Consider the following 13623-nt stretch of genomic DNA (forward strand, 5'->3'; position numbering starts at 1 on the left):
CTCGGCGACGCCATCGCCGTCGGCATCACCGTCGAACCCGCGGGCGGCTCCCGACAACCCACCACCGAACCCCTGGGCCTCGTCCCCCTCGACACGTGAGTCAAGACGCTGGCCTCTCCGCCCGGCCGGGCTTCTATTGATCCGAGACGGTTCGGGTTCTGGGTCATCGGTGGGGTGTGAGCGATCTGGTGGGGGACGCGCGGCATCTGTCGCCGTCGGCGCAGGGGGCTCTGCGTCTGCGGGCGGTGCGGCGTTGATGGCGGGGCGGGACCGCGAGGACGTGGCGGCGGTCTTCGGGGTGTCGCTGAAGGCGGTCGACATCTGGTGGGCGAAACGGCAGGCCGGCGGGCGGGAGGCGCTGGTCGTGCGGTCGCGGGGCAAGCCGGTCGGGGTGCACCAGGTCCTCGGCGAGGCCGAGCAGGCCGCCGTACGGCATGCGGTCCTCGATCACCGGCCCTGCAATGTGGAGCTTTCCGGCCAACTGTGGACGCGGCGACTGGTGGGCGAGCTGATCGCGAAGCTGTACCGGGTGCGGCCGGCCGAGGCGGAGGTGGGAAAGTACCTGAAGCGGTGAGGCTGTCCTTCCAGCGCCCGGACAAGCGGGCCGTGGAACAGGGCCCCGAGGCTGTCCGGTGCTGGCACCAGGAGACCTGGCCGGCGATTCGGGCGAAGGGCAAGGCCGACGGCGGTGAGATCCTCTTCGCCGACCAGGTCGGTATCCGGTCCGACCAGGTCACGGCCGCACCTGGGGGAGAAGGGCAGGACGCCCGTGGTGCGGCGGAGCGGGAACCGGTTCTCGGTGAACGCGATGTCGGCGATCAGCACCAGGGGCCGGATGCACTTCATGGCCTTCGCCGAGTCCTTCACCGTCGAGGTGATGTGCCGCTTCCTGGAACGGCTCGCCGGCCACTTCGACCGCAAGGTGCATCTCGTGGTCGACACACACTCCGCGCATCGCTCGAAGAAGGTCCGGAACTGGCTCGCTGCCCGTTCCGACGATGTCGAGCTGTACTTCCTGCCCCCGTACTCGTCCGAGCCGAACCCCGACGGGCTGGTCAATGCCGACCTCGAGCACGGTCTGCCCAAGCAGCACCGGACCCGAGATCAGACTGAACTCGCCGCCGAGAACCGCCGCTTCTTCCGCCGGCGGCAACGCCAGCCGCACATCGTCCGCGGCTGCTTCGGCGGCCCGCACGTCCGCTGCGTCCTATAGGAAGTGGCAGGTCAGGGGCGTATGCGATGGGACCCCATGGTTCGGGGCCGACGAGTGCGGTCGGCCGCCATGAGGGCCTCTCGTGAACCTTTCCGAAGCCCGGAACGGTCCGGCCGTTGTCGTCGGCTCACGGCCTCTCACGTGTCACGTGCGGCTTCGCGCTCCTCGGTGTTCGGGGCGGTGGGGCGGGTGGGGGGTTGCCCGGTCGTGGACCGCTGGACGAGGAGGTCGGTGATCAGGGCGAGAGGGGGCCAGTCCAGGCGGCCGTGGCGGGTGACGGCGTAGGCGCGTAGTCGGACGCCGGGGGAGGTGAGGGGGAGGAGTCGTACGGAGGGGAGTGTGGTGGCACCCTGAGGCAGCAGGCCCACGCCCAGACCGGCGGTGATCATGTCTTGTACGAGGTCGAGGCTGTCGGCCTGGTGGGTGAGGTGGGGGGTGAAGCCCGCCATGGAGGCGAGGGTGCGGATGACGGTTTCGTCCGCGGTGTTGCGCGAGTTGACGATCCAGTCCCGGTCCGCGCATTGGGCGAACACCTCCGCCGTCGTCCCCTCCCGGACGTCGGCCCCTGCGGGGACGCCCAGGCCCCAGGGGGCGGTCCACAGGGCGGTGGCGCGCAGTGCGGGGTCTCCTGTCGCGGGGGCCAGGTCGTAGTCGTAGGTCAGGGCCAGGTCGGTCGCGTCTTCCGCCAGGAGTCGCAGCGCCTCGGCGGGTTCGTGTTCGCGGACCAGGACGCGCAGGCGGGGGTGGCTCGTGGCCAGGGCGGTGACGATGGGCAGGAGGTGGGCGCGGATGGCGGTGGCGAAGCCCGCGACGCGCAGGGTGCCGTTGGGCTCGCCGTCCGGTGCGAGGTCGTGGCGCGCCGACTCGACCGCGGCCAGGATCGTCACCGCGTGCTCCGCCAGACGGCGGCCCGCGGGGGTGAGCCGGACCAGGCGCCCGTGCGGCTCCGTCAACGCGGTACCCATGTCGTCCGCCAGGGCGGCGATCTGCTGCGAGACCGTCGAGGTGGTCGTGGACAGCATGTCGGCCACCGCACGCATGGACCCCAGGCGGGACAACTCCACCAGCATGCGCAGTCGTCGAGTCTCCATCCCGCTATTGTCCATGATGGGCGAACGAACAGTTCATGATCGGCACGTGGACATGAACGGTGGGCGGCTCGTCTACTGGCTCCCATGAGCCTGCCGGAACACCGCGCACGTCCGCGCCCCTCCACGGCCACCGCCGGAACCCTGATGGCCGTGACCTCCATGTCCGCCATCCAGCTCGGCCTGGCCCTGTCGGTACCGCTGGTCGACCGGCTCGGCGCCCTGGGCACGACCGGACTGCGGCTGGCGTGGGCCGGTGCGCTCCTGCTGCTCCTCGTACGGCCCCGCCCGCGCGACTTCACCGGCCGCGACCTGCTGGCGTGCGCCCTGCTGGGGGCGGTGAGCGCGGGCATGATGATGTTCTTCATGCTCGCCGTGACCCGGTTGCCGCTCGGCACGGCCAGCGCACTGGAGTTCCTCGGCCCACTGGCCGTGTCCCTCCGCGGCCCCGGCCGCGGTCGCACCCGCTGGACCGTCCTGGCCGCCGTCGGCGTCGTGGGACTGACCGAACCCTGGCACGGCGGCATCGACACGGCCGGCGCGGGCTTCGCCCTGGCCGCCGCGGCGTGCTGGGCGGTCTACATCCTGCTGACACAACGCGTGGGCGACTCCGTGACCGGTCTGGGCGGGCTGGCCGTCTCCATGCCCGTCGCCGGTCTCATCGGCCTGGCCGCCGCGGCGCCCTCCGGCCTGGGACACGTGACGTGGACGCTGCTCGGAGCCATGCTCGGGCTGGCCGTGCTGAGCGCCGTACTGCCCTTCGTCCTCGAGTTCCTCGCCCTGCGACGCCTCACGGCCTCCGCCTTCGGCACCCTGATGAGCCTGGAGCCGGCCATCGCGCTCCTCGCCGGCCTGCTGGTGCTCGGCCAGACGCCCGGTCTCGCGCCCGCGGCCGGCGTCGCCTTCGTCGTGCTCGCCGGCATCGGCGCCACCCGCACCGGCGCCCGGCCCGCCCCGAGCGTCCCCGAACCCCGCCCCGCGACGACGTCCACTCCGGTGAGCCCGCAGGCGTGGTGAACCCACGACGCCGTCGCGATCCGCCCGGACCGGTACGGTCCTCACGCCGAAGGGCGTCACGCCCACGCCGGTGCGGACGGGCGAGGACCGACATCCTCTCGCCGTCGTGGTGTCCGGGGCGGTGACCGACTCGATCCCGTCCGGCGGAAGGGCGGGGCCGTCGTCCCCGTAGGCCGCGGCGAGCCGTACGGTCAGCGCGTCGAGCGGGTCGTCGCCGGTCGGCGGCGTGCCGGAGACCTCCCAGTAGGTCGCGGCGTCGCGCGTGGGAGGCCTGCCCACGGGAGTCGCGAGGGTGATCAGGACGTCCTGGGCGTCGATGACGAGGTGGCACACCAGGTCGCGTACGAGCCAGCCGGCGCAGCCCGATGGCCGGGCGAAGTCCTCGTCGGCGAGAGCGGCGACGGCCGCGCGCAGCGCGGTCCACGAGCGCGAGAAGTCGTCCACGCCCCGCAGGCCACCCGTGCGGGCGGGGGCCCGGTCGGCGTGTTCCGGCCACCCCGCCGACGCGTGGTCGGAGCCGGTCCCCGCGCTCGCACCGCGGCGGCACGAGACCGTCGGGGAACGGGCACGGGCACGGGGTGCCACGTGTCGTCCACCTCGACCGACACCGACGAGGACGGCGTACGGGACGCCCGCGCGGGCGAGGTCGCCGACCGGGCCCCGAGCGGGCTCGTGCCCGACCGTAGGAGTGAACGGCTCCTCCGGGCGGGCCGTCGAACGCCGGAGAACGGGAACAGGCGTCTTACGGCTTCCGTCGGGCACCGGGCGACCGGTGTCCGCTCCGCCGTTCCGACACCCGAACCGAAAGCGATCGCACATGAGCGACACCAAGCCCCTCGCCCTCGTCACCGGCGCCTCCAGCGGCATCGGCCTCGAACTGGCCGAGCAGCTGGCCGGACGCGGCTACGACCTCGTCGTCAACGCCGAGGACGAGGCCCGGCTCCAGCAGGCGGCCCGGCGGATCCGGGCGGCCGGGGCGCGGGTGGAGGTGGTCCGGGCCGACCTGCGCGACCCCGAGCAGACCGAGCGCCTCTTCGCGGCGGCCACCGGTCTCGGCCGGCCGCTCGACGTCGTCGTCCTGAACGCCGGCGTCGGGCGGGGCGGGGCGTTCGTCGACGCCGACCTGGCGGACGAGCTGGAGATCGTCGACCTCAACGTCCGCTCCACCGTGCACCTGGCCAAACTGACCCTCCGTGACATGGCCGCCCGCGACGAGGGCCGCGTCCTCGTCACCTCGTCCATCGCCTCGACGATGCCGGGCTCCTTCCAGGCCGTGTACAACGCGTCCAAGTCGTTCCTGCAGTCCTTCACCGAGGCCCTGCAGAACGAACTCGAGGACACGGGCGTCACCCTGACCTCCCTGATGCCCGGCCCGACCGAGACCGACTTCTTCCACCGCGCCGGCATGGACGACACCAAGGTCGGCCAGCAGGACAAGGACGATCCCGCCCAGGTCGCCCGGCAGGGCCTGGACGCGCTCTTCGCCGGCAAGGACAAGATCGTCGCGGGCTCGGTCAAGACCAAGGCGCAGGCCGCCGCCGGCAAGGTGCTGCCCGACAGCCTGAAGGCGCAGGCCCACCGGAAGACGGCCGAACCCGGGTCCGGCGAGGAGGAGTAGCAGCGGCCGGCGAGGAGCGGGACCGACCGCCCCGCCCCGAATCGGCCGCTACTTCCCCGGGGCGCTGTCGTCCCGTCCGGCGCCCGGGCGGTCGTGGCGGTGGCGGGTGCCGGGGAGGAACTCCTGGACCTTGGCCTTGAGGCCCTGCTTGATCACGGAGCCGGTGTCGCTGTCGCCGTGCAGGATCGCGGTGGCGGCGGCCTCGATCTGGTCCAGGGTCGCGTGCGGCGGGATCGGCGGCACGGCGGGGTCGGTGCGGAAGTCGATGACGAAGGGCCGGTCGGCGGCGAGCGCCCGGTCCCAGGCCGCCTCGACGTGCTTGGGCTTCTCGACCCGCACCCCGTCGAGCCCGATGCTCCGGGCGATGTCGGCGTAGGGCAGGTCGGGGATGTGCTGGGACTCCTCGAACTGCGGGGCGCCGGTCATGGCGCGCATCTCCCAGGTGACCTGGTTGAGGTCGCCGTTGTTGAGGACGGCCACGATCAGGCGCGGGTCGGACCACTCGTGGTGGTACTTCGCCGCCGTGACCATCTCCATCATGCCGTTCATCTGCATCGCGCCGTCGCCGACGATCGCGATCGCGGGCCGGTCGGGGTGGGCGAACTTCGCGCCGATCGCGTACGGCACGCCGGGCCCCATCGTCGCCAGCGTGCCGGACAGCGAACCGCGCATGGCACCGCGCAGCCGCAGGTGCCGGGCGTACCAGTTGGCGGCGGAGCCGGAGTCGGCGGTCAGGATCGCGTTGTCGGGCAGTCTGCCGTCCAGGGCGTGGACCACGTACTCGGGGTTGACCGGGTCGGCGTCCACGGCGGCCCGCCGCCGCATCACCTCCCACCAGCGGACGACGTTCTCCTCGACCTTCTCCCGCCAGGCCCGGTCGGTCTTGCGGTGCAGCTGGGGCAGCAGCCGCCGGAGGGTCTCGCGCGCGTCGCCGACGAGGTTCACCTCGAACGGGTAGCGCAGTCCGATCATGTGCGGGTCGACGTCGATCTGCACCGCCCGCGCCCGGTCGAACTCCGGCAGGAACTGCGAGTACGGGAAGCTGGAGCCGATCACCAGGAGGGTGTCGCACTCCCGCATCAGCTCGTACGACGGCCTGGTGCCGAGCAGGCCGATGGAGCCGGTCACGTACGGCAGGTCGTCGGGCAGCACGTCCTTGCCGAGCAGCGCCTTGGCCACCCCCGCCCCCAGGACGTCCGCCAGCCGTTCCACCTCGCCGCGCGCGCCGCGCGCCCCCTGCCCGATGAGGACGGCGACCCTCTCGCCGGAGTTCAGGACCTCCGCCGCCCGCGCCACGTCCGCGTCCGCCGGCACCGGGGCGTAGTCGCTCATGCCCAGGCTGGAGGGCACCATCTTGAAGGCGTGCGTCGGCGGGCTGTAGTCCAGTTCCTGCACGTCGGCCGGGAGGATGACCGCGGTCACGGTGCGCCGGGCGTACGCGGTCCGCATCGCCCGGTCGATCAGGTTCGGCAACTGCTCGGGGACCGTCGCGGTCTCGCAGAAGTCGGAGGCGACGTCCTTGTACAGGCTCTGCAGGTCCACCTCCTGCTGGTACGAGCCGCCCATCGCGCTGCGGTTGGTCTGCCCGACCAGGGCCACGACCGGGACGTGGTCCAGCTTGGCGTCGTACAGGCCGTTGAGGAGGTGGATCGCCCCGGGGCCCGAGGTCGCCGCGCAGACGCCGACCTTCCCGGAGAACTTGGCGTATCCGACCGCCTGGAAGGCGGCCATCTCCTCGTGCCGGGCCTGCACGAACTTCGGCTTGTCGTCCGCGCGCCCCCACGCGGCGAGCAGGCCGTTGATCCCGTCGCCGGCGTACGCGAAGACGTGCTCCACCCCCCACTCACGCAAGCGCCGGAGGACGTAGTCGGACACCTTCGTGCTGGTCATGGGGGTTCCGTTCCTGTTCTGGGCGGTTTCCGCCGGCGCGGCCGGACAGTCCATGGGTAACCCCTGACCCGCCGGGCGAAAACATCGCCGACCGGCGGTCGCGGGCCGCGCTCGCCCTGGACGTCTTCGCCCGCCCGTCGCCGAGGAGGAGCGGCGGGTGCGCGGCAGGTGTCAGCGCCGGGCGCGGCGGCGGGCGACGATCAGGCCCAGGGCGATTCCGGCGAGCAGGGTGACCGCCAGGACGGTCCACAGGGGGAGCGTGACCTCGGGGACCCACAGACGGATGGTGACGGAGCCGGTGTTGGCGGCGATGAACCAGACGGCCAGGGCCGCGAGCAGAAGGAAACTGATGGTGCGCAGCCGGACGTCCCGCCCCTTGACCGTCACGCTCGACGGCGGGTGCTCTTTCGCCGTTTTCTCTGCCATGCGATCAGTATCGGGTGGTTCGTCCGAAGGGGCCATCCGAGTGCGGCGAGGCCGCCGCCGTCCGTCTCAGGGCGACACGCGGTCCCGCAGGGCGGTCTGCCAGGCCGGGGAGGGCGGGGCCGGCGCGGTCTCGGGGCGGCGGCCGCCCTGGGCGAAGAAGTCGACCAGCGGCAGGAGGGCCGCGCCGACCGTGACGGCCTCGGGGCCGAGGGTCCCCAGGCCGATGTCGGTGCGGCTGGCCGGGTACTTCAGCGCGTACTCCCGGGCGTAGCCGTTCACGGTCTCCAGGAAGCGGGTGCCGAGCTGGAGGCCGGCCCAGCCGCCGACGAGGATCCGTTCGGGCTGGAAGAGGTTGATCAGGTCGGCGAATCCGGCGCCGAGGTACTCGGCGGTCTCCTCCAGGACGGCGAGGGCGGTGGCGTCCGGGGGAGTGCCGGCCTCGGCCGGGTAGGCGGCGGTGAGCATCGCCGTCAGGGCCGTCTCCTCGTCCGCGCCCTCCCGGGGTCGCCCTCCCTCCTCGCGCCAGCGCTCCAGCAGGGCCTCCGCGCCCGCGTACGCCTCCAGGCAGCCCTGTGAGCCGCAGCGGCAGCGGCGCCCCCGCACCCGTACCGTCAGGTGTCCCCATTCCAGGGCCCGTCCGGGGCCCATGGGGTCGGTGACGACGCAGGCGCCGACGCCGGAGCCGAAGAGGACCACGACGGCGCTGCGGGCGCCGCGTCCGGCGCCGAACCACATCTCGGCCTGGCCGAGGGTCTTGGCGCCGTTGTCGATCCAGTACGGCACCGAGGCCGGCAGCTCCACGTGCTCGCGCAGCAGGCGCTCCAGGGGGACGGCGTCCCAGCCGACGGTCTGGCCGTGCACGACCGCGCCGTCCTCGGCGGTCCGGGCCACGATGCCGGGGACGCCGACGCCGACGCCGAGGAGGCGCTCGGCGGGCACCTCCGCGGTCCGCAGGACCTCCGCGATGCCCTCCCGCAGGTGTGCCACGACGAGGTCGACGTCGTAGCGCGCGGTGCGCGGTCCCGAGCTGGCCAACGGGCGCTCGGTGCGGGCGAGTTCGGTGAGGGCGAGATCGAACAGCTCGATCCTTATCCGGGTCTCGCCGATGTCCACCCCGATCATGAAGCCGCTGCCGGGCGTGATGCGCACGAGGGTACGGGGGCGCCCGCCGGCCGAGTCGACGCTGCCGGCCTCCTCGACCAGGCCCTCCGCGACGAGTTCGGAGACCACGTTGCTGACCGAGCCGGAGCTGAGCCCGGTCGCGGGCCCCAGCGTGAGCCGGCTCATCGGTCCGTCGAAGTACAGCCTGCGCAGAACGGCGGTGCGGTTCTCGCGCCGCAGGTCACGCACCGTGCGGCCACTTCTCGCGTGCACTCTGGTCCCCGTCTCTCATGTCGTTCGTTTCAACATACCCGCAGTACAAGCCTTGACGCGACCTTCTCATGGGGTTTAACTCACATCCTAAATTAAGCCGATGTCACGGAGAGCGGTCCAGGGGCTCCCCGCGTCGGCCCTTCCCTCGTCCCCGAAAGGGCCCAGGAGCCATGCGCAGAATCAGAGCCGCTGTCACCGGTGCCGTCACGCTCTCCCTCGTCCTCACCGCCACCGCCTGCGGCGGGGGAGAAGACAGCGGATCGTCCCCGAAGACCCTCACCTACTGGGCCTCCAACCAGGGCGCCAGCATCGAGGTGGACAAGAAGGTCCTCCAGCCCGAACTCGACCAGTTCGAGAAGGAGACCGGCATCAAGGTCAAGCTGGAGGTCGTGCCCTGGAGCGACCTGCTCAACCGGATCCTCACCGCGACCACCTCCGGCCAGGGCCCCGACGTCCTCAACATCGGCAACACCTGGAGCGCCTCGCTCCAGTCCACCGGGGCCCTCCTGCCCTGGGACGAGAAGAACTTCGGGGCCATCGGCGGCAAGGACCGCTTCGTGGACTCCGCGCTCGGCTCCACCGGCGTCTCCGGCCAGGACCCGGCCGCCGTCCCGCTCTACTCCATGGCCTACGCGCTCTACTACAACAAGCAGCTCTTCAAGGAGGCGGGCATAGCCAAGCCGCCGACCACCTGGGACGAGGTGGCCGCGGCCGGCAAGAAGCTCGAGGCGAAGGGCAAGAACGGCATCGGCGTCGAGGGCTCCAACCTCTCCAACAACATCCACCAGGTCTTCGTCCTCGGCAAGCAGCACGGGGCCGACTTCTTCACCGCCGACGGGAAGCCCGACTTCACCTCCGACGGCGCCGTCGCCGCCGTCAAGCAGTACGTCGACCTCATGGCCGCCCAGAAGATCGTGGCCCCCGGCAACGCCGAGTACGCCCAGAACCAGTCCCTCAGCGACTTCGCCAAGAACAAGACCGGCATGGTCCTGTGGCAGACCCCGTCGCAGACCTTCTCCGCGCAGGGCATGGGCCCCGACGAGTGGGGCGTCGCCCCCGCCCCGGTCCCGTCCGGCAAGCCCGGCCAGGACAAGCAGACCAACTCGATGGTCGCCGGCATCAACCTCGCCGTCTTCAAGAACACCAAGAACCTCGACGGCGCGCTGAAGTTCGTGAAGTACCTGACGAGCGACGAGGAGCAGATCGCCCTCAACAAGGCGTACGGCTCGGTCCCGCCGGTCAAGAGCGCCCAGCAGGACGCCGCGTTCTCCGACCCCTCGCTCACCGTCATCCGCGACACCCTCGCCACCAGCGCCGCCGCCCTGCCGCAGGTCCCCGAGGAGTCCCAGTTCGAGACCGTCGTCGGCACCGCGGTCAAGGAGCTCTTCGCCGACGCCGCCGCCGGCCGGCCGGTCACCACGGAGTCCGTCCGGGCCAAGCTCGAAAAGGCCCAGCAGCAGATGCCCAAGAAGTAGGCCGCACCCACCATGACCGAAACCGTCGTCACTCCTCCGAGTGAGCGGACGGTGCGCAAGGCCGCACCCGGAGAGGCGCGCACCCCGCGCCGCTCCGGGCGCCGCCGCATCGCACTGCCGTACCTGCTGCTCCTGCCCGCCCTGCTCCTCGAACTCCTCGTCCACCTCGTGCCGATGCTCATGGGCATCACCATGAGCTTCCGCGAGCTCACCCAGTTCTACGTCCGGAACTGGTCCGAGGCCCCCTGGTCCGGGTTCGACAACTACGCCGTCTCGATCGACTTCGACGCCCCCGTCGGACAGGCTCTCCTGAAGTCCTTCCTGACGACCTGTCTGTTCACCCTCCTCTCCGTCGGACTGTGCTGGCTCCTGGGGACGGCCGCCGCCGTCTTCCTCCAGGAGAACTTCCGCGGCCGGGGCTTCCTGCGGACCCTGTTCCTCGTCCCGTACGCCCTGCCGGTCTACGCCGCCGTCATCACCTGGGCGTTCATGTTCCAGCGCGACAACGGCCTGGTGAACCACGTCCTGCACGACCAGCTCGGCATCGGCGACAGCCCCGCCTTCTGGCTCATCGGGGACAACAGCTTCTGGGCCCTGCTGATCGTCTCCGTCTGGAAGGGCTGGCCCTTCGCCTTCCTCACCGTCATGGCGGGACTCCAGAACATCCCCCGGGACATGTACGAGGCCGCCGCCCTCGACGGCGCCGGCGTGTGGAAGCAGATCCGGCACATCACCCTGCCGTCCCTGCGCTCCGTCAACCAGGTCCTCGTCCTCGTCCTGTTCCTGTGGACGTTCAACGACTTCAACACGCCGTTCGTGCTCTTCGGCAAGGCGGCCCCCGAAGCCGCCGACCTGATCTCGCTCCACATCTACCAGTCGTCCTTCCAGACGTGGAACTTCGGCACCGGCTCGGCCATGTCCGTGCTGCTCCTGCTCTTCCTCCTCGTCGTCACGGGCGTCTACCTCCTGCTCACCACCCGCGGAAGGAAGACCTCCGATGTCTGAGCACGCGGCCCGCCGCACGGCCCCCCGGTCGCCCATGGCGGCACCCCGCTCGTTCCTGTGGACCCGGCGGATCTTCCTCGCCCTGCTCACCGCGTTCGTGGTGCTGCCGGTGTACGTCATGGTCTCCAGCTCCCTGAAGCCCCTGAAGGACGTCTCGGGGAAGTTCGAGTGGTTCCCCTCCGGACTCACCCTCCGGCCCTACGTCGACATCTGGGAGACCGTCCCGCTCGCGGACTACTTCGTGAACTCGATCGTCGTCGCGGGCGCGGCCACGGTGCTCTCGGTGATCGTCGCGATCTTCGCCGCGTACGCCGTCAGCCGCTACTCCTTCCGCGGCAAGCGGGTCTTCACGGTGACGGTCCTCTCGACGCAGATGTTCCCCGGCATCCTCTTCCTGCTGCCGCTCTTCCTCATCTACGTCAACCTCGGCAACGCCACCGGCATCGCGCTCTTCGGCTCGCGCGAAGGACTGATCCTCACCTATCTGACCTTCTCGCTGCCGTTCTCCATCTGGATGCTGACCGGCTACTTCGACTCGATCCCGCGCGAGCTGGACGAGGCGGCCAAGGTCGACGGCTGCGGGCCGATCAAGGCGCTGTTCCGGGTGATCATCCCGGCCGCGACGCCCGGCATCGTCGCCGTCGCGATCTACGCCTTCATGACGGCCTGGGGCGAGGTCCTCTTCGCCTCGGTCATGACCACCGAATCCACCCGCACCCTCGCCGTCGGCCTCCAGGGCTACGCCACCCTGAACGACGTCTACTGGAACCAGGTGATGGCCGCCTCCCTGGTGGTGAGCGTCCCCGTCGTCGTCGGGTTCCTGCTCCTCCAGCGCTACCTCGTCGCCGGCCTCACCGCGGGTGCGGTCAAGTGACGTCCCTCTCCACACCGACCACGAAGAGGTTCTCCGTGTCCGAATCCACCGGTCCCCGCCCCGCGCTCGACCTGGAGGCCTTTCCGCCGTCCTTCGCCTGGGGCACGGCGACCTCCGCCTACCAGATCGAGGGAGCGGTCGCCGAGGACGGCCGGGCCCCCTCCATCTGGGACACCTTCTCCCGGGTCCCCGGCGCGATCGACAACGGCGACCACGGCGACACCGCCTGCGACCACTACCACCGCTGGCCCGAGGACATCGCCCTGATGAAGGAGCTGGGCACCGACACCTACCGGCTCTCCGTCGCCTGGCCCCGTGTCGTCCCCGGCGGCGACGGGCCCGTCAACAAGGCCGGACTCGACTTCTACGACCGGCTCGTCGACGGACTCCTCGACGCCGGGATCACCCCCTCCGTCACCCTCTACCACTGGGACCTGCCCCAGGCCCTCCAGGACCGGGGCGGCTGGACCGTCCGCGAGACCGCCGAGCACCTCGCCGCCTACACCACCGCCGTCGCCGAGCGCCTCGGCGACCGCGTCACCCGGTGGGCCACCCTCAACGAACCGCTCTGCTCGGGCTGGATCGGCCACCTGGAGGGCCGGATGGCCCCGGGCCTCACCGACCTCACGGCCGCCGTCCGCGCCTCGTACCACCTGCTGCTCGGCCACGGCCTGGCCACCCGGGCCCTGCGCGCCGCCGTCCCCGGCGCCCGGATCGGCCTGGTCACCAACCACTCCACCGTCGCGTCCGCCTCCGACCGGCCCGAGGACCTCGCCGCCGCGGTCCGCATGGACGGCCACACCAACCGCTGGTGGCTCGACCCGGTCCACGGCCGGGGCTTCCCGGCCGACATGCGCGAGCTGTACGGGGTCGACCTCCCCGAGCGGCCCGGCGACCTGGACGTCATCGCCGCCCCGCTCGACTGGCACGGACTCAACTACTACTTCCCGGTCACCGTCGCCGACGACCCCGAGGGACCCGTCCCGTACGCCCGCGAGGTGCGCCTGCCCGACGTGCCCCGCAGCGGCATGGACTGGCAGATCGACGCCGGCGGCCTGGAGGCCCTCCTGCTGCGGCTCACCGAGGACTACGGCGTGCGCGAGCTGTACGTCACCGAGAACGGCTCGGCCTTCCCCGACACCGTCGGCCCCGACGGCGCCGTCCACGACCCGGAGCGCACCGGCTACCTGGAGGAGCACCTCGCGGCCTGCGCCCGCGCCGTCCGCAAGGGCGTCCCGCTCGCCGGGTACTACGCCTGGTCCCTCCTCGACAACTTCGAGTGGGCCTACGGCTACGACAAGCGCTTCGGGCTCGTCCACGTCGACTACGCCACGCAGCGGCGGACCGTGAAGACGAGCGGCCGCCGGTACGCGGACATCATCCGGGCCCACCGGGAGGCGACCGCCGGCTGACCGGACCCCGCCGCACGCCTCCGAAAGGCCCTCCCGCCGGGACCGGGGAGGGCCTTCCGGGGGCCGGTCGGTCCGCCGCCGGGCCCGGCCCGCCGTCGCGGCGGACCGTTCCGGGCGGGACGCAGTTGTCCGGGCCCTCGGCGCTTCCTCCCTCGCACGGCCGGGCCCGTGACGGGTCGGCCCCCTCCGGCACCAGCTGCCAGGCACGGGTCCAGTACGGGGTGCCCGCCG

Annotated in this window: 12 protein-coding genes and 1 pseudogene; 8 read left to right on the top strand and 5 right to left on the bottom strand. The window is 71.7% G+C overall.

What is annotated here, in order from left to right:
* Nucleotides 1–256 precede the first annotated feature (256 nt).
* Complete coding sequence (locus ACFY7E_RS22120) at nucleotides 257–574, top strand: helix-turn-helix domain-containing protein (RefSeq protein WP_389487345.1); 318 nt, start codon at nucleotides 257–259, stop codon at nucleotides 572–574.
* A gap of 198 nt (nucleotides 575–772) precedes the next feature.
* Nucleotides 773–1213 (top strand): transposase, encoded by a 441-nt coding sequence (locus ACFY7E_RS22125; protein WP_389487347.1) that lies wholly within the window; start codon nucleotides 773–775, stop codon nucleotides 1211–1213.
* 137 nt (nucleotides 1214–1350) lie between these two features.
* On the opposite strand, the gene ACFY7E_RS22130 is transcribed toward ACFY7E_RS22125, so the two are convergent.
* Nucleotides 1351–2304 carry a LysR family transcriptional regulator gene (locus tag ACFY7E_RS22130; RefSeq protein ID WP_389487349.1) on the bottom strand — a complete coding sequence of 318 codons (954 nt, stop codon included), beginning with the start codon at nucleotides 2302–2304 and terminating at the stop codon, nucleotides 1351–1353.
* 84 nt (nucleotides 2305–2388) lie between these two features.
* On the opposite strand from ACFY7E_RS22130, the gene ACFY7E_RS22135 reads away from it, so the two are divergent.
* Nucleotides 2389–3318 (top strand): DMT family transporter, encoded by a 930-nt coding sequence (locus ACFY7E_RS22135; protein ID WP_389487351.1) that lies wholly within the window; start codon nucleotides 2389–2391, stop codon nucleotides 3316–3318.
* A gap of 162 nt (nucleotides 3319–3480) precedes the next feature.
* Here the strand turns inward: ACFY7E_RS22135 and ACFY7E_RS22140 are convergent.
* A pseudogene (locus ACFY7E_RS22140) lies at nucleotides 3481–3762 on the bottom strand (maleylpyruvate isomerase N-terminal domain-containing protein); the annotation flags it as partial.
* A gap of 373 nt (nucleotides 3763–4135) precedes the next feature.
* Here ACFY7E_RS22140 and ACFY7E_RS22145 point away from each other — a divergent pair.
* Nucleotides 4136–4936 (top strand): SDR family NAD(P)-dependent oxidoreductase, encoded by an 801-nt coding sequence (locus tag ACFY7E_RS22145; protein ID WP_389487353.1) that lies wholly within the window; start codon nucleotides 4136–4138, stop codon nucleotides 4934–4936.
* A 48-nt stretch (nucleotides 4937–4984) separates the two neighbouring features.
* On the opposite strand, the gene ACFY7E_RS22150 is transcribed toward ACFY7E_RS22145, so the two are convergent.
* The 3 genes from ACFY7E_RS22150 to ACFY7E_RS22160 all read right to left on the bottom strand — a co-directional run bounded on the left by ACFY7E_RS22150 (nucleotide 4985) and on the right by ACFY7E_RS22160 (nucleotide 8626).
* Nucleotides 4985–6826: a thiamine pyrophosphate-requiring protein gene (locus tag ACFY7E_RS22150; RefSeq protein ID WP_389487355.1), complete on the bottom strand. Its 1842-nt coding sequence runs from the start codon at nucleotides 6824–6826 to the stop codon at nucleotides 4985–4987.
* Nucleotides 6827–6997: 171 nt separating this feature from the next.
* Nucleotides 6998–7252 (bottom strand): LapA family protein, encoded by a 255-nt coding sequence (locus ACFY7E_RS22155; RefSeq protein ID WP_389487357.1) that lies wholly within the window; start codon nucleotides 7250–7252, stop codon nucleotides 6998–7000.
* A 66-nt stretch (nucleotides 7253–7318) separates the two neighbouring features.
* Nucleotides 7319–8626, bottom strand: a complete 1308-nt coding sequence (locus ACFY7E_RS22160; RefSeq protein ID WP_389487359.1) for an ROK family protein — start codon at nucleotides 8624–8626, stop codon at nucleotides 7319–7321.
* A 170-nt stretch (nucleotides 8627–8796) separates the two neighbouring features.
* Here ACFY7E_RS22160 and ACFY7E_RS22165 point away from each other — a divergent pair, with 170 nt between their 5' ends.
* Genes ACFY7E_RS22165 through ACFY7E_RS22180 form a run of 4 tightly spaced genes read left to right on the top strand, consistent with a single transcriptional unit; the run spans nucleotide 8797 to nucleotide 13392 of the window.
* Nucleotides 8797–10101: an ABC transporter substrate-binding protein gene (locus ACFY7E_RS22165; protein ID WP_389487361.1), complete on the top strand. Its 1305-nt coding sequence runs from the start codon at nucleotides 8797–8799 to the stop codon at nucleotides 10099–10101.
* A gap of 12 nt (nucleotides 10102–10113) precedes the next feature.
* Nucleotides 10114–11106, top strand: coding sequence for a sugar ABC transporter permease (locus ACFY7E_RS22170; protein ID WP_365549349.1), 993 nt, complete (start codon nucleotides 10114–10116; stop codon nucleotides 11104–11106).
* A gap of 34 nt (nucleotides 11107–11140) precedes the next feature.
* Nucleotides 11141–11980 (top strand): carbohydrate ABC transporter permease, encoded by an 840-nt coding sequence (locus tag ACFY7E_RS22175; RefSeq protein ID WP_389487636.1) that lies wholly within the window; start codon nucleotides 11141–11143, stop codon nucleotides 11978–11980.
* Between the two features lie 35 nt (nucleotides 11981–12015).
* The gene (locus tag ACFY7E_RS22180) at nucleotides 12016–13392 is read left to right on the top strand and encodes a GH1 family beta-glucosidase (RefSeq protein ID WP_389487363.1); all 1377 of its coding nucleotides are present in this window, start codon (nucleotides 12016–12018) and stop codon (nucleotides 13390–13392) included.
* Nucleotides 13393–13623 lie beyond the last annotated feature (231 nt).

The organism is Streptomyces sp. NPDC012825, assembly GCF_042900925.1.
Lineage (GTDB): Bacteria > Actinomycetota > Actinomycetes > Streptomycetales > Streptomycetaceae > Streptomyces.